Below are 22,834 nucleotides of genomic sequence, written 5' to 3'. Positions count from 1 at the left end.
ATGTCGCGCCTTATAGAAGGCTGCTTCCCCTCACCCTGAGGAGCCCGCCGAAGGCGCGCGTCTCGAAGGGCGAGGCCCCGGCACGGGCCTCATGGTTCGAGCGCCTGCGGCGCTCCTCACCACGAGGGTTAGCGCCGAAACCGCCGCTGCATCACGCGCAGCATCCTCATGCAAAGCTCAGGCGGCGAGGTCGGCGACGACCGCGTCGAGCACCGGAAAGCCGTCCTGGGTCACGCGCAGCCGCCCGTCCGGATCGACCGCGATGGCGCCCTCCTCGCGCAGCAGCGCGATGCGGCGCGGATCGAGCGCGCGGCCGGAGATCCTCGCGTAGCGCTGCGGGTCGATGCCCTCGGCCAGTCGCAGCCCCATCAGCAGGAATTCGTCGGCGCGCTCCTCGCGATTGAGCTCGTCGTCGGTCATCACACCGTGACCGTTGGACTCGACCCGCATCAGCCAAGCCTCGGGCCGCTTGTCGGTTGCGGTCGCGTGTCTGATGCCGGCGATGTCGAGACGGCCATGGGCGCCGGGACCGATGCCGGCATATTCCTGGCCACGCCAATAGAGCAGGTTGTGCCGGCACTCCGCGCCCGGGCGGGCATGATTGGAGATCTCGTAGGCCGGCAGTCCGTGACGGCCACAGATCTCCTGCGTGACGTCGTACAAGGTGCGCGCCAAGCCTTCATCCGGCGTCTTCAGCTTGCCCGCGGCATGCAGGCCGAAGAATGGCGTGCCTTCCTCGATGGTCAGTTGATACAGCGACAAATGCTCGGCTGCCTCGCCGATCGCGCGCGTCAGCTCCTCGGTCCACATCGCCGGCGTCTGGTCGGGCCGGGCGTAGATCAGATCGAATGAATAACGGTCGAACGCATGGCGCGCGATCGCGACTGCCTTCATCGCCTCTTCGGCGGTGTGCAGGCGTCCCAGCATTTTCAGCGAGGCATCGTCCATCGCCTGGACGCCGAGCGAGACGCGGTTGACGCCGGCAGTGCGGTAGCCGGCAAAGCGCGTCGCCTCGACGCTGGTCGGATTGGCTTCCAGCGACACCTCGACGTCAGCGGCGACATGCCAGTGCCGGCCGATCGCGTCGAGAATCGCGCCGACTGTCTGCGGCTGCATCAGCGACGGCGTGCCGCCGCCGAGAAAGATCGAGCTGACGGTGCGCGGCCCAATGCGGGCGGCGGTGGTCGCGATCTCCTGGGCGAAGGCGCGGGCGTAGCGCTCCTGGTCGATGGCCGCATGCCGGACATGGCTGTTGAAGTCGCAATACGGACATTTCGACAGGCAGAACGGCCAGTGCACATAGACGCCGAACGCTTCGCTGTCAGCGCTGGTCAAGGCAGATCTCCGCGAGCTTCACGAAGGCGCGCGCCCGGTGCGACAGGCCGAGGCCGAGCGGCGGCAGGCCGTGCTTCTCGATGCTGGTCATCTCGCCGAACGTGCGATCGTGCCCTTCTGGCAGGAACATCGGGTCGTAGCCGAAGCCGGCCGTGCCGCGCGGCGGCCAGACCAGCGTGCCGTCGACCCGCGCCTCGACCTCCTCGACATGGCCGTCCGGCCATGCCACGCACAGCGCCGAAACGAAATGAGCGCCGCGCTGGTCGGCACCCGCGGCGCCGCGCTCCTGCAGCAGGCGCTCGATCCGCGTCATCGCGCCGGTGAAATCCTTGTCCGGTCCGGCCCAGCGCGCCGAATAGATCCCCGGCGCACCGTCGAGGGCGTGAACCACGATGCCGGAATCGTCGGCAAAGGCCGGAAGCTGCGCGGCCTTGGCCGCGGCGACCGCCTTGATGCGGGCGTTGGCCTGGAAGGTCTCGCCGGTCTCGTCCGGCTCGCCCAGGCCGAGATCGCCGGCCGACACCGCCTCGACGCCATGGGGGGCGAGCAGCTCGCGCATCTCGGCAAGCTTGCCGGGATTGTGGGTCGCGATGACGATGCGACCGGTGAGCCTGCGGTGCGGACCGTTCACGCGACCGCCATCTTCTGCAGGTCGACCAGCCGCGCGACGCCCTTGCGGGCGAGCGCCATCAGCGCCAGGAACTCGGCCTCGGTGAACGGCGTCTTCTCCGCCGTGCCCTGCACCTCGATGATGCGGCCGTCGCCGGTCATGACGAAATTGGCATCGGTCTCCGCCTCGGAATCCTCAGCGTAGTCGAGATCGAGCACCGGCGTGCCGTTGTAGATACCGCAGGAGATCGCGGCGACGTTGGCGCGCAGCACCTCGGTCTTGATCATGTTGCGCGACTTCATCCACTTGATGCAGTCGGCCAGCGCGACCCAGGCGCCGGTGATCGACGCCGTGCGCGTGCCGCCATCGGCCTGCAGCACGTCGCAGTCCACCGTGATCTGGCGCTCGCCGAGCGCTTCCAGGTCGATCGCGGTGCGCAGCGAGCGGCCGATCAGGCGCTGGATCTCGACCGTGCGGCCGGTCTGCTTGCCGGCGGAGGCCTCGCGCCGGGTTCGCTCCAACGTGGCGCGTGGCAGCATGCCGTATTCGGCGGTGATCCAGCCGCGTCCCTGGCCCTTGAGCCAGGGCGGCAGCCGGTCCTCGAGCGTGGCGGTGACCAGCACATGGGTGTCGCCGAACTTCACCAGGCAGGAGCCCTCGGCGTATTTGACGACGCCGCGTTCCAGGCTCACGGCCCGCAGTTCATCCGGTGCACGGCGGCTCGGCCGCATGATTCTCTCCGTGAAAGAGGCGAAAGAGGGTGTTTGACGGCCTTGTAGGAGCCGCGACCGGCAGCGGCAAGGGTTTATCAAGGGCCCGTCGCTCCCGGAGCCCCCTCCTCATGACCGGCTTGCCACCGAGCCGCCGCATGGACACATTATAGGCAGCTGGGAGGAGTGCATCTGGTGGCCCACCACGATCCGATCAACCTGATGACACCGCCGGCCGGTCTGGCGCAGCTGAACGAGCGCTCGCGCGAGATCTTCCGGCAGATCGTCGAAAGCTATCTGGCGACCGGCGAGCCGGTCGGCTCGCGCAACATTTCGCGGCTGATCGCGGTTCCGCTGTCGCCGGCCTCTGTACGCAACGTCATGGCCGATCTCGAGCAGCTCGGCCTGATCTACGCGCCGCACACCTCGGCCGGCCGGCTGCCCACCGAAGCCGGCCTGCGCTTCTTCGTCGACGCCCTGATGCAGGTTGGCGACATGACGGAGGCCGAGCGGCAGTCGATCCAGAGCCAGCTCGCGGCCGTCGGCCGGGCGCAATCGGTCGAGGCGGCGCTGGATGAAGCGCTGACCCGGCTGTCGGGTCTGACCCGTGCCGCCGCCGTGGTTCTGACCGCCAAATCCAACACCCGGCTGAAGCACATCGAGTTCGTCAGGCTCGAGCCCGAGCGCGCGCTCGTCGTTCTGGTCGGCGAGGAAGGACAGGTCGAGAACCGGGTCCTGACCCTGCCGCCGGGCGTGCCGTCCTCGGCATTGACCGAGGCGTCCAATTTCCTCAACGCCCGGATCAGAGGGCGGACGCTGGCGGAAGCGCGGCTCGAACTCGAGACCGCGCTGGCGCACGACCGTGCCGAGCTCGACCAGCTGACGCAGAAGGTGATCGCCGCCGGCGTCGCGAGCTGGTCCGGCGGCGACAGCGACGAGCGGCAGCTCATCGTGCGCGGCCACGCCAACCTGCTCGAGGACCTGCATGCGCTCGAAGATCTCGAGCGTGTCCGGCGGCTGTTCGACGATCTCGAAACCAAGCGCGGCGTCGTCGATCTGCTCGGGCGCGCGGAGAGCGCGGAAGGTGTCCGCATCTTCATCGGCTCGGAGAACAAGCTGTTCTCGCTGTCGGGCTCGTCGACGATCGTGTCGCCCTATTCCGACGCCACGGGTCGCATCGTCGGCGTGCTCGGCGTCATCGGTCCGACCCGGCTCAACTATGCCCGGGTGATTCCGACGGTCGATTATGCCGCGCGCCTGGTCAGCCGGCTGCTGGGTGGCTGATGCGTGAGATGGTTAATCCGCGGACGGCGTCTCCGGCGGGCCGGTCAGGCTGCGCTTGATTTTCGACGCCCAAAGCACGATATCCCGCCCCATATCCCCAAACCCGTCAGCCGAACTTGCGAGTCTGTCCATGACCGATCCCGACCTGCATAAGAATGATCCGGAAAACCCGGCGCAGGCCAGCGAACCCGTCGTCTCCAAGCCCTACATCATGCCCGATGATCCCGAGGCCGGCTCGGCAGAGGCCCTTGCCAAGGAGGCGGCCGACGCGCGCGACAAGATGCTGCGCACGCTGGCGGAGATGGAGAATCTGCGCAAGCGGACCGCCCGCGAGGTCGCCGATGCGCGGATGTACGGCATCACCGGCTTCGCACGCGACGTGCTCGACATCGCCGACAATCTGCAGCGCGCGCTCGATGCAGTGCCGGCCGAGACGCGCGACAATGCCGATGCGGGCCTGAAGTCGCTGATCGAGGGCGTCGAGCTCACCGAGCGCTCGCTGCTCAACACGCTGGAGAAGAACGGCGTCAAGAAGTTCGATCCGACGGGACAGAAGTTCGACCCCAACTTCCAGCAGGCGATGTACGAAGTCCCGGATCCGTCGGTGCCGTCCGGCACGGTGGTGCAGGTCGTGCAGGCCGGCTACATGATCGGCGAGCGCGTGCTGCGCCCCGCCCTGGTCGGCGTGTCCAAGGGCGGCGCGAAGGCGGCGCCCGCGGCGAGCAACGATCAGTCGAACAGCGCCGCCTGACGGCGAGCACCGGCACGCGTTCTGCGGCCTGTTGTCGAACGAAGAAGAAGCCACGGGCCGCAAGCCCGTGGCTTCTTGTTTCCCGCAGCGAATTTGCAGCTCGTATTGCGGCAAGCAGTCGGCGTCCGGATGCCGAGCTGCTCAGCCTCTTGGCTGGATGCCGTCGCGCACGGCGCGGAAGCGCGGGAAGGCTGCCGACCACTGGTCGCGCGGCGCGCTGCCGATGATCCGCAACGTGTTCGGCCCGCCGAAGCGCAGCCACTGCACCACCGTCACCGGCGTATTGTCCTTGCCGCTGGTGGCGTCGATCCGGGTCTCATAGGCCGGCTGGCCGTCGATGCGGATCGGCTCGGACATCGTGATGCGCGCTTCGCGGACGCCCGGAATGGTGGTGGCCGCCTGTTGCGCCACACGCGCGCGGTCGCCCGCCTCCGGGGCCACGCCGGCCACCAGCCCGATCACCACGAAGGGCGCGGCCTCGAAGCCCTTGTCCTCCTCGCCATCCGCCAGGATCAGGGCGCCCGGCCCGAGCGTGCGGATGGTCTTGAACCCGGAGAGGTCGGTGACCTTGAACGGCATCATCGCGAGCTGCTCGTCGACCGGAACGTCCTTGCGGACGACGGCGGAGGCGAACATCTGGCGCACGGCATCGTCGGTGTAGATCCGGCTCGCGGTCTCCGGGATCTGCACGGCCACGTAGCCGGAGAAGCCGTTGCCGGGCAGGATCATCGAGTAGCGCCGCACCGGCGTGTTGCCATCGCGGCCGTTCTCGACGGTATAGTAGGCGGTGCCGGCGGCGGTCTCGATGCTCTCCGGCTTGACGCTGCCGGTCCCGGCGGGATTGGCGGTAAACGCGTTCTTCACCTCGCCATAGGCGGCGGCGGGCAGTTCGGTCAGCAGCACCTTCACGCTCTGGTCCTCGGTTTCGAAGCCGGAGAACGTCTTGGCCTTGGCGAGCCCGACCAGCGGCGCGAGCCCGATGCGGACGCCGGGCGGAAATACGGCGTCAGTGGCCAATGCGGGGTGCAGCAGCGAGATCAGCAGGGTGGCCGCGGTGAAGAGTCGAACGATCATCATCAAACATTGCCTCGTTGACCGGGGCCGCGCGCCGAGGCGGTCGGGGGTCCTCGCCAGCGTGGTCTTCGGCGGGCACGCTTTTAGCGGCTTTGCGCCCCCCGCAACAGGCCGGGCGCGCGGTTTTGATCGCCTGCGGCGGTCGGCGCGCTCCGGCGGGGCACATTTTGCCTCAAAAGGCGGATTCAGGATGGTGCAGCGCTAGCCGCGCTTCAGGATTTCGACGCCGTCGACGGTCTGTACCAGCACATAGGGCGCGAGCAGGGCCCTGAGCTCGGGGTCGGAACGCGCCCAATCGCCCCAGTCGCTGTTCTGATTGTCGATCAGGACGACGTCGGGCGGCTGCTTCCGGAAGTCGGCGATGATCCCGGCGCGTTCGCGTTCCACATAGGGCGCGAGCCGCTGCGCCGTCTGTGAATCGATGGTTCCGTCCTGTTGCGATCGGCGGACGATTTCCCGGACCCAGAACGCCTCCTGGCGCGAGATCCAGGTGCCACCGAGGGTCCGCACCATCGGGTGGCCGATGACCGCGGCCGCGCTGAGCACCAGCATGCTCGGTCGCGGCCCGAGTCGCGCCACCTGGGCTTCAATCTGCCGGACGTCGACGCTGCCATTGAACCAGAAGCAGGTCTGCACGAACAGCACGGCGCCGGCGAGAGCGGTGGCGACCTGCGGCCAGCGCCGCATGTCGCGGCGGGTGTCGATCGCCGACGCGGCGAGGCCGGCGGCGAGCAACGCCAGCGCGACCATGGGATAGGCGTGATAGCCCCAGCCCTTCTGCTGCACGACGAACGACACCAGGAATCCGAGCGATCCGGCCAGCGTGGTGAAAGACGCCGCGTCGCGCGCGTGCTGCCGGCGTTGGAGGAGGAGAATGGTGATCGCTGCGGCAAGCCACAGGCCCATCGGCAGGGTCACGAGGATGGTCGGCACCGGCGCCTTCAGGAGCAGATAGACGTCGCGGACCAGCGGGTAGATGAGCGTGAAATATTCGGGAAAGAACAGGTAGATACAGGCCGCGTTGAGCAGCACCAGCGCCGCGGCGATCCAGTTCTCCAGCGCGAACAGCACGCGCCAGTCGCGCGCCTGAGCGGCGGCGGCGAGAATGCAGAAGCCGGCGCTGAAGGCGAAATAGGGCTTGAAGCTCATCGTGAGGCCGGCGCTGAGCCCGGCGATGAGCACGGCGGCCGGGCCCACCCGCTCGCCCCTGGCGCGCAGGATGTACACCGCGATCGCCGGCAGGATCGTGATCAGGGCCAGGTGTTCCCGCTGGCCGAAATCATACATCGGCGCGATCAGGAGCAGGGCGGCCGTCCACGCCGCCAGCCAACCGTCGGCGAGGCGATGGCGCAGCGCCGATGTCCGCAGCACCAGCCACACCAGCATCAGGGATGCCGCGGCCAGCGCGAAGATCAGGATGTTCGTCGCCAATTCGGGCCTGAGATGGATCGCACGCGCCAGCGCGACGGCCAGCAGATAGACCGATCCGGCCATCGGCGGATTGGTCTCGAGGATGTCGACGTAGAGCCGCTGGCCATCGAGCATGCGCTCGCTGACGAGGAGCCACCAGCTGACATCGACATTGAGGGGAAGGGTGTATCGCAGCCACGCCGCTGCAACCACGATGGCGCAGATCAGCAGTCCGGGGAACGTGGCCTGGCCGGCTTCGCGCGCACGCTGCGGAAAGCCCCAATCGGTGTCGATGACCATGCCTCATTCCCGTCCCAGGAGTGCGGCAGGCTAGGGCCCGTGGGTTAACAACGCATTTCGGTCATCGGGGCAGATCCGGGGTACCGGATTCGTTGCACCTGCCCGCGATCGCACCCTCCCGTTTAGGGCGCTGCCAAGGTCGATTGGCCCTTCTTGATGACTCCGCGAGGTCGTTCGGCGAGGGCCGTGATTTTCGTGGGGTCGAACCCCTGGTCCGGTCCTTGCGGGCCACTCCCCCCCTCCTATATGACGCTCATCGTCGCAATATCGCGAGCATTTGATCTGAGGGGGTTTTGGATGGGGGCGCCGTCAGGGCCCCACCCAACCTGCCGCAAAAAGAAGGATATGAGACCATGGGAAAGGTCATCGGGATCGATCTCGGCACCACGAATTCGTGCGTGGCCGTTATGGACGGCAAAACGTCGAAGGTCATCGAGAACGCCGAGGGCATGCGCACCACGCCGTCGATCGTCGCCTTCAGTGACGACGGCGAACGTCTGGTCGGCCAGCCGGCCAAGCGCCAGGCCGTGACCAACCCCGAGCGCACCTTCTTTGCGGTCAAGCGCCTCATCGGCCGCCGCTATGATGACCCGATGGTCGAGAAGGACAAGAAGCTCGTCCCCTACAAGATCGTCAAGGCCGGCAACGGCGACGCCTGGGTCGAGGCCGACGGCAAGACCTATTCGCCCTCGCAGGTCTCCGCCTTCATCCTGCAGAAGATGAAGGAGACCGCGGAAGCCCATCTCGGCCAGAAGGTCGACCAGGCCGTCATCACCGTCCCCGCTTATTTCAACGACGCCCAGCGTCAGGCCACCAAGGACGCCGGCAAGATCGCGGGCCTCGAGGTTCTGCGCATCATCAACGAGCCGACCGCTGCCGCGCTCGCCTACGGCCTCGACAAGACCAAGGCCGGCACGATCGCCGTGTACGACCTCGGCGGCGGCACCTTCGACGTCTCCATTCTTGAAATCGGCGACGGCGTGTTCGAGGTGAAGTCGACCAATGGCGACACCTTCCTCGGCGGTGAAGACTTCGACATGCGTCTGGTCAGCTACCTCGCCGACGAATTCCAGAAGGAGCAGGGCATCAACCTGCGCAACGACAAGCTCGCTCTGCAGCGCCTGAAGGAAGCTGCCGAGAAGGCCAAGATCGAGCTGTCGTCGACCACGCAGACCGAGATCAACCTGCCCTTCATCACCGCGGACCAGTCCGGTCCGAAGCATCTGACGATGAAGCTGACCCGCGCCAAGTTCGAGGCGCTGGTGGCCGACCTCGTCGAGAAGACCATCGAGCCGTGCCGCAAGGCGCTGAAGGATGCCGGCCTCACCGCCGGCGAGATCGGCGAAGTGGTGCTGGTCGGCGGCATGACCCGCATGCCGAAGATCCAGGAGATGGTGAAGCAGTTCTTCGGCAAGGAGCCGCACAAGGGCGTCAACCCCGACGAGGTGGTGGCGATCGGTGCCGCGATTCAGGCCGGCGTGCTGCAGGGCGACGTCAAGGACGTCCTGCTGCTCGACGTGACCCCGCTGTCCCTCGGCATCGAGACGCTGGGCGGCGTGTTCACCCGCATCATCGACCGCAACACCACGATCCCGACCAAGAAGAGCCAGGTGTTCTCGACCGCCGAGGACAATCAGAACGCGGTCACCATCCGGGTCTTCCAGGGTGAGCGCGAGATGGCGGCCGACAACAAGATGCTCGGTCAGTTCGACCTGATGGGCATTCCGCCGGCCCCGCGCGGCATGCCGCAGATCGAGGTGACGTTCGACATCGACGCCAACGGCATCGTCAACGTGTCGGCCAAGGACAAGGCCACCGGCAAGGAGCAGCAGATCCGCATCCAGGCCTCGGGTGGTCTGTCGGAAGCCGACATCGACAAGATGGTCAAGGACGCCGAGGCGAATGCCGCGGCGGACAAGAAGCGCCGCGAGGCGGTCGACGCCAAGAACCATGCCGACGCGCTGGTGCATTCCACCGAGAAGGCGCTGGCTGAGCATGGCTCGAAGGTCGCCGACACCGAGCGTCGCGCCATCGAGGATGCCGTCAGCGACCTCAAGGAAGCGCTGAAGGGCGACGATGCCGAGGCGATCAAGGCCAAGACCAACACCCTGGCCCAGGCGTCGATGAAGCTCGGCGAGGCCATGTACAAGCAGCAGGCCGAGAGCGACGCGGCCCGCGACGCCGCCAAGGATGACGTGGTCGACGCGGAGTTCACCGAGGTCGACGACGACAAGAAGAAATCTGCTTAGCTGAGGCAGAGGTAGTGACCATGACCCCCATGCCAAAGAGCGCTTTCAGCGGCTCGTTGGATGGGGGTCATTTTCATTGACCCGGAACGCGCGCGGCGATCGCGCCGGCCGTTCCTGTTGGGCGAAGTTCGGGCGGGTTTGATTGATGTCCACCAAGCGCTGCTACTACGAGACCCTGGAAGTCGAACGCGACGCCGACGAGGGCAAGCTCAAGGCCGCCTTCCGCAAGCTGGCCATGAAGTGGCATCCGGACAAGAATCCGGGCGATGCCTCAAGCGAAGTGAAATTCAAGGAGATCAACGAGGCCTATGAGGTGCTGCGCGACGCCGACAAGCGCGCCGCCTACGACCGCTATGGCCACGCCGCCTTCGAACAGGGCGGCATGGGCGGCGCGCACGGCTTCGGCGCCGGCTTTGCCTCCTCGTTCTCCGACATCTTCGAAGACCTGTTCGGCATGGCCGGCCAGCGGCGCGGCGGCACGGGGCGCGAGCGCGGCGCCGACCTGCGCTACAACATGGAAATCACCCTGGAAGAGGCGTTCCAGGGCAAGACCGCCCAGATCGAGATTCCGGTCTCGGTGACCTGCGAATCCTGCTCCGGCACCGGCGCCAAGGCCGGCACGAAGCCGAAGACCTGCGCGATGTGCGGCGGCGCCGGCCGCGTCCGGCAGGCGCAGGGCTTTTTCACCCTGGAGCGCACCTGTCCCGGCTGTCACGGCCGCGGCCAGATGATCGAGGATCCGTGTCCGTCATGCTCCGGCTCCGGCCGCGTCACCCGTGACCGCACGCTGTCCGTCAACATTCCCCAGGGCGTCGAGGACGGCACCCGCATCCGTCTCGCGGGCGAGGGCGAAGCCGGCCTGCGCGGCGGACCGCCCGGCGATCTCTACATCTTCCTGTCGCTGACGGCCCATGAGTTCTTCCAGCGCGACGGCGCCGACCTGCACTGCCGCGTGCCAATCTCGATGGTGACGGCGGCGCTCGGCGGCGAGTTCGAGGTGCCGACGATCGACAAGGGCAAGACCAAGGTCAAGATTCCCGCCGGAGCGCAGTCCGGGCGCCGATTCCGGATCGCGGCCAAGGGCATGCCGGTGCTGCGCTCGCGCCAGACCGGCGACATGTATGTCCAGATCGTGGTCGAGACGCCGCAGAACCTGACCAAGAAGCAGCAGGAGCTGCTGGCCGAGTTCGAGAAGTTGTCGTCTGGAGCGACCCAGCCCGAGGCGGCCGGCTTCTTCACCAAGGTGAAGGACTTCTTCGGCAAGGCGGCGAGCTGAGCCGTGAGTTCAAGCAAGCACGGCCTCGTGGTTTCGCCGAATGATTTCGGGATTCAGATTCAGAGGTCGAGCGAATTTGCTGCTCTGCACATGCAAAAAATTATCGAATGCAACTGTAAGAGCGCGGACCCGCCAGCCTTAATCGTACGTTACGGTTCGGCTTGACCGTCCCGCCTGCGCCCTATACGTCTTTGTGACTCTTTTCTGACATCGCCGTGAAAGCGGTCCCGTCTGGTACCGAGATGCCCCTGCAAACGTCCGTGCGTGCGTCGAAAAAGCCTCTCCGTCTGGACGACGAAGTGCGCTTCCTCCGCTCATGGATCGAAAAGCCGCTGCATATGGGCGCCGTCATGCCGTCGGGCCGGCTGCTGGCCCGCACCATGGCGCAGTACGTCGATCCGCACGGCACAGGCCCCGTCATCGAGCTTGGACCGGGCACCGGCGCGATTACCAATGCGCTGGTCGAGCGCGGCGTCGATCAGAAGCGGCTGGTGCTGGTCGAGTACAATCCGGGCTTCTGCGCGTTGCTGCGCGACCGCTACCCGCAGGCCAAGGTGGTCCAGGGCGACGCCTATCGCCTCCGCGACACACTCTGGAACGTGCTCAGCGCCCCTGCCGCCGCCGTCGTCTCCGGCCTGCCGCTCGTGACCAAGCCGATGCTGACGCGCATGAAGCTGATCCGCGATGCGTTCGCGGCGATGTCGCCGAATGCGCCGTTCGTGCAGTTCACCTATTCCGTCGTGCCGCCGATTCCGAAGTCGCTGCCAGGCGTCACCACGCAGGCCTCCGAGCGCATCTGGATGAACCTTCCGCCGGCGCGCGTCTGGGTGTATCGCAAGCCCTGACCGGCGGCCGCGATCCTTCGTGGCGGGTCGCTGACCGACCTCACGATGTCCGCGCTGAAGATCCTCATCATTCCCGGCTCGACCCGGGCCGGCTCGCACAACGCGAAGCTCGCCGCGGCCGCCGCCTATCAGTTCGTGCAGGCCGGCGCCGAAATCACCCGCATCTCGCTCGCCGACTTCCCGCTGCCGATCTACGACGCCGATCTCGAGGCGCAATCGGGCATTCCGCATCACGCCGTGAATCTGACGCGCATGATCGGCGTTCATCATGCCGTGCTGCTGGTGACGCCGGAATACAACGCCTCGGTGCCGCCGCTGCTGACCAACGCCATCACCTGGATCTCGCGGGTCGACGAGCCGCCCGGCAGCCGCGGCGCGGTGTTTCGCAGCCGGCCGTTCGCGATCGCCGCCGCCTCCGAGAACCGCTTCGGCGGCATCCGCGCGCTCGCCGCGTTGCGGCTGACGCTGACCGCCTGCAACGCGACGGTGATCCCGAGCCAGCTCGCGCTGGCCTTCGCCGACAAGGCCTACAACGACATGGACCGGCTCAAGCTGCCCGCCGACATCACGGCGCTCGACGCGCTGGTGCGGGAGCTGATCGCAACAGCGCAACATACGATGTGAGGTGACATGCCGACCGAGATTGCTCCGCGCGACCGTCTGATCGTGGCGCTCGACCTGCCCGGCGTGGCCGAGGCCGAGGCCATGATTGCCAGGCTGGGCGATGCCGTAACGTTCTACAAGATCGGCATGGAGCTGACCTATGCCGGCGGCCTCGGCCTCGCCGAGCGCCTCGCGGCCGAGGGTAAGCACGTCTTCATGGACCTCAAGCTGCACGACATCCCGACCACGGTCGAGCGCGCCACGAGGCAGATCGCCCGGCTCGGCGCCCGTTTCCTTACCGTGCATGGCTTCTCGCAGAGCATGCGAGCGGCGCTCGCCGGCGCCGCCGGCTCCAGCCTCGAGCTGCTCGCCGTCACCGTGATGACGTCCTACGATGATGCCGACCTCGCCGCCGCCGGCTATGCCATGGGCGTCAAGGAGCTCGTCGCCCGCCGCGCCGTGCAGGCCCGGGAGATCGGCATCCACGGCCTGATCCTGTCGCCCGAGGAGACCCAGCTGGTCCGCCCGCTGGTCGGGCCTGACATGCAGCTCGTGACCCCCGGGATCCGTCCGGCGGGATCCGACGTTGGCGACCAGAAGCGCATCATGACCCCGGCCCTGGCGATCGCCGGCGGCGCCGACCGCCTGGTCGTCGGCCGTCCCGTCACCGGCGCGGCCGATCCGGCGGCGGCCGCCGAGAGCATCGTCGCCGACATCGCCGGCGCGGTCGCGCTGGTCGGCAAGACCAACCGAGCTTAAGCAAGAGCACCTGAGAGCAAGGAGACCACAGGGATGCCCAAGGCCTATTGGATCGCGCGGATCGACGTGCACAACATGGACGGCTACAAGGACTACGTCGCGCAGAACGGCGCGGTGTTCCACCAGTACGGCGCCAAGTTCCTGGTCCGCGGCGGCCAGTACGAGACCAGGGAGGGCACCTCGCGCTCGCGCAACGTCGTGATCGAGTTCAAGGACTACGCGACCGCGCTGGCGTGTTACAATTCTCCTGAATACCAGCGCCTGGTCGCGATGCGCGCGCCGCATTCGCAGGGCGATCTGGTGATCATCGAGGGCTATGACGGCCCGCAGCCCTGATCGCCGCCCGCCCCACACCACGCGCGACCTGGCCTCGCTCGGTTGCCGCCGCCATCGGCCCCGGCTATAGCCCTTGAAGGAGCGGAGGAGCTGAGATGTCCAAGATGCGCTTGATCGTTGCCGGAGCCGGCGGCCGCATGGGCCGTGCCCTGGTGCGTGCAATCGCCGAGACCGACGGCGCCGTGCTGGCGGGTGCGCTCGAAGCCCCCGGCTCGGAGCTGATCGGCAAGGACTCCGGCGCCCTCGCCGGCCTGCCTGCCAACGGCATCAAGCTGTCGGGCGACCTCTGGACCATGTCCGCCGAGGCCGACGGCATCCTCGATTTCACCGTCCCGGCCGCGACCATCGCCAACGTCGCCATCGCCGCCGAGCGCGGCATCGTCCACGTCGTCGGCACCACCGGCCTGTCGTCGTCGGACGACGCCGTCATCAAGAGCGTCACCAAGCGCGCCATCGTCGTGCAGTCCGGCAATATGAGCCTCGGCGTCAACCTGCTGGCGGCGCTGGTCAGGCAGGTGGCGAAGTCGCTCGACGCCGGCTTCGACATCGAGATCCTCGAGATGCATCACAAGCACAAGGTCGACGCGCCCTCCGGCACCGCGCTGATGCTGGGACGTGCGGCTGCCGACGGCCGCGGCATCCCGCTCGACCAGCACTCCGCGCGCGGCCGCGACGGCATCACCGGCGAGCGCCGCTCTGGCGACATCGGCTTCGCCTCGCTGCGTGGCGGCACCGCCGCCGGCGATCACAGCGTCATCTTCGCCGGCCCTTCGGAGCGCCTGGTGCTGTCGCACCAGGCCGAGGACCGCATGATCTTCGCCCATGGCGCGCTGAAGGCGGCGCTGTGGGCGCATGGCAAGCCGCCGGGCTACTACACGATGGACGACGTGCTCGGCCTCAAGGATCTGTTCTAGTTCAACGTCGATGGAAGCGAACTGATGAGCGAACGTCTCCTGGTGCTGGTGCGCCACGGCCAGAGCGAGTGGAATCTGAAGAACCTGTTCACCGGCTGGAAGGATCCGGACCTGACCGAGCAGGGCGTGGCCGAGGCCAAGGAGGCCGGGCGCAAGCTGAAGGCGCAGGGGCTCGTCTTCGACGTCGCCTTCACCTCGGTGCTGACGCGTGCCCAGCACACGCTCGACCTGATCCTGACCGAACTCGGCCAGACCGGCCTGCCGACACAGAAGAACCTCGCGCTCAACGAGCGCGACTATGGCGACCTCTCGGGCCTCAACAAGGACGACGCCCGCGCCAAATGGGGCGAGGAGCAGGTCCACGTCTGGCGCCGCTCCTACGACGTGCCCCCGCCCGGCGGCGAAAGCCTCAAGGACACGCTCGCCCGCGCGCTGCCCTACTACGTCCAGGAGATCCTCCCCGGCGTGCTCCGCGGCCAGCGCACCCTCGTCGCCGCCCACGGCAACTCGCTCCGCGCTTTGATCATGGTGCTGGAGAAGCTCTCCCCGGAAGGCATCCTGAAGCGCGAGCTCGCCACCGGCGTGCCGATCATCTACCGGCTCAACGCGGATTCGACCGTGGAGTCGAAGCTGGACCTGGCGGGCTGATCGAGCACGCAGGCTAAGCGAGCTAATCAGCTCGTCATGCCCGGGCTTGACCCGCCTGCGCGGCCGAAGCCGCTTCGGCGCGGCGAAGGCCCAGGCATCCATCCCCTTCGATCGACTGTTTTCCAAGAAGCTGGATGGCCGGGTCAAGCCCGGCCATGACGCTTCAGTGCACCGGCCGCGGGAGTGATCCGGCGTCGAAATTCGGAAAACAAAAAATCATATTGCGTAATTTCAGAATCTGTGTTTATCTCCCGCTTATCCCGTCTCATCGAGTGGGGCGTAGCGCGCGATCGTCACGACACGCGAGGCGGGGATGCGATGGCCGCGGTGTTGCCGCAGCGTAGCTTGCTACGCCGACGAACGGCTTGCTGCGGACGTGAAATCGCAGGGTCCTGACACCCCGACGCTGGTGTCACGTTTGCGACCGCGCTGACGCGCCGCGTGAACAATGGTGGCCAACAAGCCGGCGCACCAGGGAGACTGCGTATAAGCGTGAAGACCATCGCGCAGGGAATGCCGGTTGTTCTCGGCTGAACCTGTGGTACCTGCCGCCTGCATTTTGTTAGCAGGCGGGCCATGGGTGCGGCCAGCATCCGGCATTCCCTGCGCCCTCTCGGTTTTCGGAGGGGCAACTTCGATCAGAGCTCGGGCGTCTCTTCGCCGCGAGGCTGCGGAGTCGTGTCTATCGCTGTTTGAACCGTGAATGATGGGCCGGTCTTCTTCTGGGTTGTGGCGCCTATCGCGGCTGCTCATGACTCCGGAAGTAGTTGGATCTTTGTGCTCGCCGCCCGAAAGACGCTGGGTGCGTAGCGAGCGGATCTACCGTCGTATCAATGAGAAGCCTCACCAACTAGCGAGGCCCTCATATGCGACTCACCCCCTGGTTTACCGTCCTGCCCGCCGTTCAGAACGGTTGGACACTCGCCGCCTTCTTGCGTTGTTGGGGGTGGCTGTCTGGCTCAGCCGGCGCTGAAGCTTCTGCGTAAGGGACCCGGATGGCAGCAGGTGGGAAGATCCTACCCCATCCCCACCTGCCCAGCCTCCCACCCGATCATCGCCTGCTTGCGCGTGAGGCCCCAATGATACCCCGTCAACGCCCCCGTCTTCCCCAGCGCGCGGTGGCACGGCACCACGAACGAGATCGGGTTCTTCCCGACCGCCGCGCCCACCGCGCGCGAGGCCTTTGGCGACTCCAGCCGCGTCGCGATGTCTGAGTAGCAGACGGCGCGGCCCATCGGGATCTTGAGCAGGGTTTCCCAGACGCGGACCTCGAAGTCGGTGCCGATCAGCACGACGCGCAGCGGCTGGTCGGGGCGCCACAGGGTCTTGTCGAAGATGCGCTGGGCGAGGCCGGCGGTGCCGGGGACGTCCTCGACGTAGGCGGCGCGCGGCCAGCGGCTCTTCATGTCGGCGAGTGCGGAGGCCTCCTCGCCGGGGTCGGCGAAGGCGAGGCCGGCGAGGCCGCGCGGGGTCGCCATCACCAGCGCCAGGCCGAACGGGCAGGGGTGGAAGCCGTAGCGCAGCGTGGTGCCGGCGCCGCCGGTCTTCCATTCGCCGGGAGACATCGCCTCGTGGGTGACGAACAGATCGTGCAGGCGGCCGGGACCCGACAGGCCGGAATCGAGCGCGGCGTCGAGCACGCTGGCCGAGCCCTTCAGCAAGCCCTTGGCGTGGTCGAGGGTCAGCGCCTGCATGAACGCCTTCGGCGTCAGCCCGGCCCAGCGCCGGAACAGATGGTGCAGCTCGTCTGGCGTCAGGCTGGCGGCGTCGGCCATGTCCTCGATGGTCGGCTGCCGGCGCCAATGCTCCGAGATGAACGCGATCGCGCGGCGCACGGCGTCGTAGTCGCGCAGGTCAGCGGATTGTTGCGGGCCCGGCTTGGCCAGGGCGGAATCGTGAATGGCGAGGGTCATCATGATCCGGATGTAGGGCGGCCGGGGCGGGGACTCCACCCGATTTCTGATCGGGGGGCTAGGGGGGCGGCCGGTTTTGGTCTGATCCGGGACGGTGCTGGCTTGCTCCGTCATTCCGGGGCATCGCGCAGCGATGAGCCCGGAATCCATAACCACGAGAAGACGTGTGAGGCGAGATGCCCACTCCTCGCGTGCCCCACATGATGTCCTGTGGGTATGGGTTCCGGGCTCGCGCTGCGCGCGCCCCGGAACGACGGCGGAGGTGATGGTGGGTACTTCCGTCTGGGTACCAGACCCGCCGCGCAGTCCCGCCGGCCCGCTACAGCGGATTATACACCGGCCCGCGTTTCGCGGCCTGCAGCCCGGCCGTCAGGGCTTTCGCAAAGCTCGCCTTTTCCTCCGGCCCGAGAAAGCTCGCGATGGCGACGCGCTGGCCGCGTGCCACCAGATACAGGCGCTCGATGCCGAACTCCTCGTGGGTCTCCTGGTCGAGCCGCACCCACAGCGGGTTGAAGCGCCATTCCATGACGTGGCCCTTGTGGCTGACGCGGCGCAGGCGCAGCTCGGTCAGGGTGATCGTCACGTCCTCATAGGCGTTGGCGCGGCGGAAGTTGATCTTGAAGGCCCAGTAGATCGCCAGCGCATCCAGGCCGAAGAAGCCGAGCACCGGCCAGGCGCCCATCAGCAGCGAGGCGAGGCCGCCGATGAAGCTGATGGCGCAGACCACGACCATCAGCACCAGGAAGCCGGTGCGGTTGAGCGAGCGATGCGGCGTCAGCCGGGCCGAGAACAGCTCGGGATCAGCGGCGTCGGTGCCGGTCTCCTGATACGCAAAAGCATTGCCTGGCGTCATGGGGCCTCAGTATACCCGGATCATGGCCAAAATCACCCGCCCCCAACGCGCCAAGCCGGTGCCGGTTCGCAAGGTCGCCAAAACTGCCAAGGCTGCGCCCGGCTCGGCGTCAAAGACGACCGCGAAACAGGCTGCCAAAGCGCCGAAAAAGCCCGCGGGCAAGCCGGCAAAGGTTGCGGCGAAGGCAACTGCGGCCAAGCCGGCCAAGACAGCGTTGAAGGCGACCAGGCCCTGGACTCCGGCCGAGATCCGCGAGGCCTTCAGCCGGTTCGCACAGGCCAACCCGGAGCCGAAGGGCGAGCTCGAGCATCTCAACCCCTATACGCTGCTCGTCGCCGTGGTGCTGTCGGCGCAGGCGACCGACGCCGGCGTCAACAAGGCGACGCGGCCGCTGTTCGCGGTCGCCGACACGCCGCAGAAGATGATCGCGCTCGGCGAGGACACCGTGCGCGACTATATCAAAACCGTCGGCCTCTTCCGCACCAAGGCCAAGAACGTGATCGCGCTGTCGCAGAAGCTGATCAACGAGTTCGGCGGCGAGGTGCCGCGCACACGCGCGGAATTGGAGTCGCTGCCCGGCGCCGGGCGCAAGACCGCGAACGTCGTGCTCAACATGGCGTTCGGCGAGCACACGATGGCGGTCGACACCCACGTGTTCCGCGTCGGCAACCGCACGGGGCTGGCCCCCGGCAAGACCCCGCTCGAGGTCGAGCTCGGGCTGGAGAAGGTCATTCCCGCCGAGTTCATGCTGCATGCGCATCATTGGCTGATCCTGCACGGCCGCTACACCTGCCTCGCGCGCAAGCCGCGCTGCGAGCTGTGCCTGATCAAGGACCTCTGCCGCTGGCCGGAGAAGACGGCCTGATACGTTGAGGACGACGAACGGTTGCACGCGCGCGTGCGATTGACAGTCACCTTTACGTCACGCGCCGACGCGCTCTCACCATCGCCGGGCCACATCGCCGCCCGCATTGGTCATAAGATGGAACAGCAATCCGGGCGATGTGAGTGGCGCGTGAGAATTCCCGCGTTCTCGGACTTTCTGCGCCGGGACGTGGAAGGATCGATCGCATGGACCATACCGCCGCCCTCGTGTCGCTCGCGACCGCTGTGCCGCCGCATCAATTCCGTCAGAACGAAGTGATGGAAGCGGCGCGCGTGGTGCTGTCGCCGCGCTTTCCGCAGTTCGACACGATGGCGAGCCTGTTCGCCAACACCGGCATCCGCCAGCGCTACGGCGTCAAGCCGATCGAATGGTACATGGAGCGGCGCGGCTGGCCGGAGCGCACGCAAGCCTATCTCGAAGGCGCCGAGGCACTGTTCGTCGATGCGACGAACAAGGCGCTGGCGCAGGCCGATCTCACGGCTGCCGAGATCGACACCATCGTCAGCGTGAGCTCGACCGGCATCGCGACGCCGACCTTGGAAGCGCGCGTCGCCGGCCGCATGGGCTTCCGCTCCGACGTCTCGCGCGTGCCGGTGTTCGGGCTCGGCTGCGCCGGCGGCGTCTCCGGCCTGTCGATCGCCGCGCGGCTGGCGCAGGCGCGGCCCGGCACCAATGTGCTGTTCGTGACCTTCGAATTGTGCACGCTTGCGGTGCGCCACGACGAGCTGAGCAAGGCCAACATCGTCGCGCTCAGCCTGTTCGGCGACGGCGCGGCGGCCGCGATCCTGCGCGCCGGCGATGGCGGGCAGACGCGCGTCGAGGCGACCGGCGAGAAGCTGTGGCCGGATACGCTCGATATCATGGGCTGGAGCGTCGATCCCGAAGGTTTTGGCGTGATCTTCCAGCGCACGATTCCGGACTTCGTCACCGAAAACATGGGCCCCGCGGTCAACGAGATCCTCGGCAACATGAAGCTGTCGGCCGGCGACGTCGACCGCTTCGTCTGCCATCCCGGCGGCGCCAAGGTGATCACGGCGCTGGAGCGCGCGCTGTCGATCGGCCAGGGCACGCTCGACCATGAGCGTGAGATCATCGCCGACTACGGCAACATGTCGGCGCCGACAGTGTTGTTCGTGCTGGAGCGCGCGCGCGCCCGCGGACTGCCGCCGCGCTCGGTGCTGACCGCGCTCGGACCGGGTTTCACCGCAAGCTGCGTTTCACTGAGGCACGCCGCATGACCTTCGCCGCCTTCGTCCTCGCCCTCGTCACCATGCAACGGCTCGGGGAGCTCGTGCTCGCCCGCCACAACACCCGTCGCCTGCGCGCCATGGGCGCGGTCGAGGTCGGCGCGGATCATTATCCGCTGATGATCTCGATGCACGCGGCCTGGCTGGTCTCGCTGTGGCTGCTCGGCGCCGACCAGGAGGTCGATCCGTGGCTGCTGTCGGGCTTCGTGGCTCTGCAGGGGCTGCGCTGGTGGGTGCTCGCGACGCTCGGTCCGCGCTGGACGACGCGCATCATCATCCTGCCCGGTGCGCCGCTGGTGACCGATGGTCCCTATCGCTACATCTCGCATCCGAACTATCTGGTGGTCGCGGCCGAGATCGCGCTGCTGCCGCTGGCGCTGCATCTGCCGCTGATCGCGCTGATCTTTTCCGGGCTGAATGCGGCGGTGCTGTTCATTCGTATCCGCGCCGAATCCGAGGCGCTCTCGGGCATCGGCGGCGGCCAGACGGCATGAGCGGGTCGGCCGCGCCGCAGGATCGTCCGAGCCTCGCCACCTGGCTCGGCTTCATCCTGATGTGCGTCGGCATGTTCATGGCGATCCTGGACATCCAGGTGGTGGCGACGTCGCTGCCGACCATCCAGGAGGCGCTCGGCATCACGCCCGAGGCGATGAGCTGGATCCAGACGGCGTATCTGATCGCCGAGATCATCGCTATTCCGCTCACCGGCCTGCTCACGCGCGTGTTCACCTTGCGCTGGCTGTTCACAGGCGCCGTCGGCATCTTCACCGCCGCCTCGCTCGGCTGCGCGTTCAGCGGCGATTTTCACACGCTGCTGGCGTTCCGCGTGCTGCAGGGCTTCTTCGGCGGTCTGTTGATCCCCGTGGTGTTCTCCGCCGTCTTCCTGCTGTTTCCGCCGCGCCTGCATGCGGTCGCGACCACCATCGGCGGCGTCGTCGCGGTGCTCGCGCCGACCATCGGGCCGGTGGTCGGCGGCTTCATCACCAACACCTGGTCGTGGCCCTGGCTGTTCCTCATCAACATCGTGCCGGGTGTCATTGCCGCGCTGGTGACGCCTGGCCTGCTGCCGAAGCAGCGCATGGATCTCGCGGAGCTCGACAAGCTCGATTTGTTCGCGCTGCTGCTGCTCGCGGTGTCCCTGGCCAGCCTCGAGCTCGGGCTGAAGGAGGCGCCGAAGGGCGGCTGGCTGTCGTCGAACTGCATTGCGTTCCTGGTGCTGAGCGCGTCATGCCTCACCTTGCTGATCCAGCGCCTGCTGGCCGCGCCATATCCGATCCTGCGGCTCGGCAGCTTCCAGCGGCGGTCGTTCACGCTCGGCTGCCTGTCGAGCTTCTGCCTCGGCATCGGGCTGTTCGGCTCGGTCTATCTGATGCCGGTGTTCCTCGCCTTCGTGCGCGGCCACGATGCGTTCGAGATCGGCAAGATCATGCTGGTGACCGGCGTGGCGCAACTGATTGCGGCCCCGCTGGTGACGGCGCTGGACGGCAAGGTCGACGCGCGTCTGCTGACGGCGTTCGGCTTCGTGCTGTTCGGCGCGGGGCTTGCCGCGAGCGCGTTCCAGCCGCCGACGGCGGACTATCAGGAGATGTTCTGGCCGCAGGTGGTGCGCGGCGTCGGCATCATGTTCTGCCTGCTGCCGCCGACGCGGATCGCGCTCGGCGACCTGCCGCAGGTCGAGGTCGCCGATGCCAGCGGGCTGTTCAATTTGATGCGCAATCTCGGCGGCGCCATCGGCATCGCGCTGATCGACACCATCATCTACGGCCGCGTCGCGCTCCATGCGCAGGCGTTCCGCGACCGCCTGATGGCCGGCGATACCGTGGCGGCCAAGGCGATCGGGCTGGCGCCGGAGCTGCTGCGCAACCGGCCGCGCGGCGTCTCCGAGGAGCAGGCGATCGCCTATGTCCGGCCGCTGGTGGAGAAGGCCTCGCTCGCGTTGTGCGTCAACGAGGCCTGGTCGCTGCTCGCAGGCATAGCCCTGATCGGCTTCCTGCTGATCCCGTTCGCGCGCAACAAGGCCGTGAGCCTGTCGCCGCGGATGATGGCGCTAGAGGCTGCGCAGCCGGCGCTCCGGCGACGGCTCGATCAGCTCGGGCCGCGGTCCGGATAGGCGCTTGTGCAGGTGGACCATGAAGGCCATGCCGAACAGCGGCGTCGCCAGGTTCACGATCGGGATGGTGACGAAGGCCGCGATGATCAGGCCCGCGGTGAACACGGTCACCGCATTGTCGCGCCGCATCGCCTTCGCTTCCGCCGGCGGCCGGAAGCGCATCGCGGCGAGCTCGAAATATTCGCGGCCGAGCAGCCAAGCGGTGGCGAGGAAGAAGATCACGAAGCCGGCGCCGGCCAGGAATACGAAGGGCAGGGCGATCAGATAGACCAGGATGGTGAGGCCGGCGGCCTTGAGGCCTTCCGCGATCGCGACGCCGAACGGTAGCGCGACGCCGGGGCGCTCGGCCGGATAGTGCTCGCGCTCGACGAGGTCGGCGACGTCGTCGACGAACAGGCTCGCGATCAGCGACGTGATCGCCGGCATCAGCATGATGCCGCCGAACACCACGCCGAACCCGGCGGCGATCGAGATGATCCAGGTCAGCACCTCGAGCGTGCCGTGCGAGTTCGGCCCGAGCATGGCTTCCGCCCAGCCCTCGCCGGCGGTCGCGAGCCAGGTCAAGAGCCGCTGCAGCCCGATCGCGAGCACCGTGACCAGCACCAGCGCCAGCCCGATCGAGCGCCACAGGATCGAGCGCATCGGTGGCGACAGAATTTGCGAAAGCGCCTTGATGGCGGCGTCGATCATGGCGGGGTCCCTCGCTGCAAAGCCCGCGGCA

Annotated in this window: 22 protein-coding genes; 14 read left to right on the top strand and 8 right to left on the bottom strand. The window is 67.4% G+C overall.

Features of this window, described 5'->3' with window-relative positions:
• Nucleotides 1–177 precede the first annotated feature (177 nt).
• Genes hemW through rph form a run of 3 tightly spaced genes read right to left on the bottom strand, consistent with a single transcriptional unit; the run spans nucleotide 178 to nucleotide 2,676 of the window.
• Nucleotides 178–1,335, bottom strand: a complete 1,158-nt coding sequence (hemW, locus tag ACQR1F_RS13870; protein WP_434913299.1) for a radical SAM family heme chaperone HemW — start codon at nucleotides 1,333–1,335, stop codon at nucleotides 178–180.
• Complete coding sequence (rdgB, locus tag ACQR1F_RS13865) at nucleotides 1,322–1,966, bottom strand: RdgB/HAM1 family non-canonical purine NTP pyrophosphatase (protein ID WP_315805606.1); 645 nt, start codon at nucleotides 1,964–1,966, stop codon at nucleotides 1,322–1,324. Before rdgB ends, hemW begins: the two co-directional genes overlap by 14 nt.
• Nucleotides 1,963–2,676, bottom strand: a complete 714-nt coding sequence (rph, locus tag ACQR1F_RS13860; RefSeq protein ID WP_315716822.1) for a ribonuclease PH — start codon at nucleotides 2,674–2,676, stop codon at nucleotides 1,963–1,965. Before rph ends, rdgB begins: the two co-directional genes overlap by 4 nt.
• Nucleotides 2,677–2,850: 174 nt before the next feature.
• On the opposite strand from rph, the gene hrcA reads away from it, so the two are divergent.
• The gene (gene hrcA, locus ACQR1F_RS13855; RefSeq protein WP_315805607.1) at nucleotides 2,851–3,939 is read left to right on the top strand and encodes a heat-inducible transcriptional repressor HrcA; all 1,089 of its coding nucleotides are present in this window, start codon (nucleotides 2,851–2,853) and stop codon (nucleotides 3,937–3,939) included.
• 130 nt (nucleotides 3,940–4,069) lie between these two features.
• Nucleotides 4,070–4,690, top strand: a complete 621-nt coding sequence (gene grpE, locus ACQR1F_RS13850) for a nucleotide exchange factor GrpE (RefSeq protein ID WP_434884048.1) — start codon at nucleotides 4,070–4,072, stop codon at nucleotides 4,688–4,690.
• Nucleotides 4,691–4,831: 141 nt separating this feature from the next.
• On the opposite strand, the gene ACQR1F_RS13845 is transcribed toward grpE, so the two are convergent.
• Nucleotides 4,832–5,767 (bottom strand): hypothetical protein, encoded by a 936-nt coding sequence (locus tag ACQR1F_RS13845; protein ID WP_434838737.1) that lies wholly within the window; start codon nucleotides 5,765–5,767, stop codon nucleotides 4,832–4,834.
• A gap of 198 nt (nucleotides 5,768–5,965) precedes the next feature.
• The gene (locus tag ACQR1F_RS13840; protein ID WP_434913298.1) at nucleotides 5,966–7,474 is read right to left on the bottom strand and encodes a hypothetical protein; all 1,509 of its coding nucleotides are present in this window, start codon (nucleotides 7,472–7,474) and stop codon (nucleotides 5,966–5,968) included.
• Nucleotides 7,475–7,827: 353 nt separating this feature from the next.
• On the opposite strand from ACQR1F_RS13840, the gene dnaK reads away from it, so the two are divergent.
• From dnaK to ACQR1F_RS13800, 8 genes are all read left to right on the top strand, one after another.
• Complete coding sequence (dnaK, locus tag ACQR1F_RS13835) at nucleotides 7,828–9,723, top strand: molecular chaperone DnaK (RefSeq protein ID WP_315805611.1); 1,896 nt, start codon at nucleotides 7,828–7,830, stop codon at nucleotides 9,721–9,723.
• 145 nt (nucleotides 9,724–9,868) lie between these two features.
• On the top strand, nucleotides 9,869–10,999 hold the full coding sequence (gene dnaJ, locus ACQR1F_RS13830; protein WP_315805612.1) for a molecular chaperone DnaJ: 1,131 nt from the start codon (nucleotides 9,869–9,871) through the stop codon (nucleotides 10,997–10,999).
• Nucleotides 11,000–11,241: 242 nt separating this feature from the next.
• Nucleotides 11,242–11,844, top strand: a complete 603-nt coding sequence (locus ACQR1F_RS13825) for a class I SAM-dependent methyltransferase (protein ID WP_315805613.1) — start codon at nucleotides 11,242–11,244, stop codon at nucleotides 11,842–11,844.
• A gap of 45 nt (nucleotides 11,845–11,889) precedes the next feature.
• A complete protein-coding gene (locus ACQR1F_RS13820) occupies nucleotides 11,890–12,468 on the top strand; it encodes an NADPH-dependent FMN reductase (protein ID WP_434913297.1) in 579 nt (192 codons plus the stop codon).
• 6 nt (nucleotides 12,469–12,474) lie between these two features.
• Nucleotides 12,475–13,206, top strand: a complete 732-nt coding sequence (pyrF, locus tag ACQR1F_RS13815; protein WP_434913296.1) for an orotidine-5'-phosphate decarboxylase — start codon at nucleotides 12,475–12,477, stop codon at nucleotides 13,204–13,206.
• Between the two features lie 33 nt (nucleotides 13,207–13,239).
• Nucleotides 13,240–13,542, top strand: a complete 303-nt coding sequence (locus tag ACQR1F_RS13810) for a DUF1330 domain-containing protein (RefSeq protein WP_316166393.1) — start codon at nucleotides 13,240–13,242, stop codon at nucleotides 13,540–13,542.
• Between the two features lie 95 nt (nucleotides 13,543–13,637).
• Entirely contained in the window at nucleotides 13,638–14,456 is an 819-nt protein-coding gene (dapB, locus tag ACQR1F_RS13805; RefSeq protein ID WP_316215412.1) for a 4-hydroxy-tetrahydrodipicolinate reductase, read from the top strand.
• Between the two features lie 24 nt (nucleotides 14,457–14,480).
• On the top strand, nucleotides 14,481–15,104 hold the full coding sequence (locus tag ACQR1F_RS13800) for a 2,3-bisphosphoglycerate-dependent phosphoglycerate mutase (RefSeq protein ID WP_316215411.1): 624 nt from the start codon (nucleotides 14,481–14,483) through the stop codon (nucleotides 15,102–15,104).
• Nucleotides 15,105–16,120: 1,016 nt separating this feature from the next.
• Here ACQR1F_RS13800 and ACQR1F_RS13795 read toward each other — a convergent pair.
• Nucleotides 16,121–17,020 (bottom strand): methylated-DNA--[protein]-cysteine S-methyltransferase, encoded by a 900-nt coding sequence (locus ACQR1F_RS13795; protein WP_434913346.1) that lies wholly within the window; start codon nucleotides 17,018–17,020, stop codon nucleotides 16,121–16,123.
• Nucleotides 17,021–17,336: 316 nt separating this feature from the next.
• Complete coding sequence (locus ACQR1F_RS13790; RefSeq protein WP_434913295.1) at nucleotides 17,337–17,870, bottom strand: DUF2244 domain-containing protein; 534 nt, start codon at nucleotides 17,868–17,870, stop codon at nucleotides 17,337–17,339.
• A 22-nt stretch (nucleotides 17,871–17,892) separates the two neighbouring features.
• Here ACQR1F_RS13790 and nth point away from each other — a divergent pair, with 22 nt between their 5' ends.
• From nth to ACQR1F_RS13770, 4 genes are all read left to right on the top strand, one after another.
• Entirely contained in the window at nucleotides 17,893–18,735 is an 843-nt protein-coding gene (nth, locus tag ACQR1F_RS13785; RefSeq protein ID WP_434913294.1) for an endonuclease III, read from the top strand.
• A 206-nt stretch (nucleotides 18,736–18,941) separates the two neighbouring features.
• Nucleotides 18,942–19,994 carry a type III polyketide synthase gene (locus ACQR1F_RS13780; protein ID WP_434913293.1) on the top strand — a complete coding sequence of 351 codons (1,053 nt, stop codon included), beginning with the start codon at nucleotides 18,942–18,944 and terminating at the stop codon, nucleotides 19,992–19,994.
• Nucleotides 19,991–20,497, top strand: a complete 507-nt coding sequence (locus ACQR1F_RS13775) for an isoprenylcysteine carboxyl methyltransferase family protein (RefSeq protein ID WP_434846125.1) — start codon at nucleotides 19,991–19,993, stop codon at nucleotides 20,495–20,497. The genes ACQR1F_RS13780 and ACQR1F_RS13775 overlap by 4 nt, the downstream gene beginning before the upstream one ends.
• Nucleotides 20,494–22,113 carry a DHA2 family efflux MFS transporter permease subunit gene (locus ACQR1F_RS13770; RefSeq protein WP_434913292.1) on the top strand — a complete coding sequence of 540 codons (1,620 nt, stop codon included), beginning with the start codon at nucleotides 20,494–20,496 and terminating at the stop codon, nucleotides 22,111–22,113. The genes ACQR1F_RS13775 and ACQR1F_RS13770 overlap by 4 nt, the downstream gene beginning before the upstream one ends.
• On the opposite strand, the gene ACQR1F_RS13765 is transcribed toward ACQR1F_RS13770, so the two are convergent.
• Nucleotides 22,051–22,803 (bottom strand): sulfate transporter family protein, encoded by a 753-nt coding sequence (locus tag ACQR1F_RS13765; protein ID WP_434874513.1) that lies wholly within the window; start codon nucleotides 22,801–22,803, stop codon nucleotides 22,051–22,053. The two genes, ACQR1F_RS13770 and ACQR1F_RS13765, sit on opposite strands and share 63 nt — an antisense overlap.
• Nucleotides 22,804–22,834 lie beyond the last annotated feature (31 nt).

The sequence above is a fragment of the Bradyrhizobium sp. HKCCYLS3013 genome, assembly GCF_051167615.1.
Lineage (GTDB): Bacteria > Pseudomonadota > Alphaproteobacteria > Rhizobiales > Xanthobacteraceae > Bradyrhizobium.
Note: the sequence above shows the minus strand (reverse complement) of the source record. Positions and strands in the feature narration are given on the sequence as shown.

What these genes read in the sequence shown, in the direction of transcription:
- dapB (WP_316215412.1), top strand. Translation starts at nt 13,638, where the DNA reads ATGTCCAAGATGCGCTTGATCGTTGCCGGAGCCGGCGGCCGCATGGGC.
- ACQR1F_RS13775 (WP_434846125.1), top strand. Translation starts at nt 19,991, where the DNA reads ATGACCTTCGCCGCCTTCGTCCTCGCCCTCGTCACCATGCAACGGCTC.
- ACQR1F_RS13765 (WP_434874513.1), bottom strand. Translation starts at nt 22,803, where the DNA reads ATGATCGACGCCGCCATCAAGGCGCTTTCGCAAATTCTGTCGCCACCG.
- rph (WP_315716822.1), bottom strand. Translation starts at nt 2,676, where the DNA reads ATGCGGCCGAGCCGCCGTGCACCGGATGAACTGCGGGCCGTGAGCCTG.
- nth (WP_434913294.1), top strand. Translation starts at nt 17,893, where the DNA reads ATGGCCAAAATCACCCGCCCCCAACGCGCCAAGCCGGTGCCGGTTCGC.
- ACQR1F_RS13840 (WP_434913298.1), bottom strand. Translation starts at nt 7,474, where the DNA reads ATGGTCATCGACACCGATTGGGGCTTTCCGCAGCGTGCGCGCGAAGCC.
- ACQR1F_RS13795 (WP_434913346.1), bottom strand. Translation starts at nt 17,020, where the DNA reads ATGATGACCCTCGCCATTCACGATTCCGCCCTGGCCAAGCCGGGCCCG.
- ACQR1F_RS13790 (WP_434913295.1), bottom strand. Translation starts at nt 17,870, where the DNA reads ATGACGCCAGGCAATGCTTTTGCGTATCAGGAGACCGGCACCGACGCC.
- dnaK (WP_315805611.1), top strand. Translation starts at nt 7,828, where the DNA reads ATGGGAAAGGTCATCGGGATCGATCTCGGCACCACGAATTCGTGCGTG.
- ACQR1F_RS13845 (WP_434838737.1), bottom strand. Translation starts at nt 5,767, where the DNA reads ATGATGATCGTTCGACTCTTCACCGCGGCCACCCTGCTGATCTCGCTG.
- ACQR1F_RS13770 (WP_434913292.1), top strand. Translation starts at nt 20,494, where the DNA reads ATGAGCGGGTCGGCCGCGCCGCAGGATCGTCCGAGCCTCGCCACCTGG.
- ACQR1F_RS13820 (WP_434913297.1), top strand. Translation starts at nt 11,890, where the DNA reads ATGTCCGCGCTGAAGATCCTCATCATTCCCGGCTCGACCCGGGCCGGC.
- pyrF (WP_434913296.1), top strand. Translation starts at nt 12,475, where the DNA reads ATGCCGACCGAGATTGCTCCGCGCGACCGTCTGATCGTGGCGCTCGAC.
- dnaJ (WP_315805612.1), top strand. Translation starts at nt 9,869, where the DNA reads ATGTCCACCAAGCGCTGCTACTACGAGACCCTGGAAGTCGAACGCGAC.
- ACQR1F_RS13810 (WP_316166393.1), top strand. Translation starts at nt 13,240, where the DNA reads ATGCCCAAGGCCTATTGGATCGCGCGGATCGACGTGCACAACATGGAC.
- ACQR1F_RS13800 (WP_316215411.1), top strand. Translation starts at nt 14,481, where the DNA reads ATGAGCGAACGTCTCCTGGTGCTGGTGCGCCACGGCCAGAGCGAGTGG.
- ACQR1F_RS13780 (WP_434913293.1), top strand. Translation starts at nt 18,942, where the DNA reads ATGGACCATACCGCCGCCCTCGTGTCGCTCGCGACCGCTGTGCCGCCG.
- grpE (WP_434884048.1), top strand. Translation starts at nt 4,070, where the DNA reads ATGACCGATCCCGACCTGCATAAGAATGATCCGGAAAACCCGGCGCAG.
- ACQR1F_RS13825 (WP_315805613.1), top strand. Translation starts at nt 11,242, where the DNA reads ATGCCCCTGCAAACGTCCGTGCGTGCGTCGAAAAAGCCTCTCCGTCTG.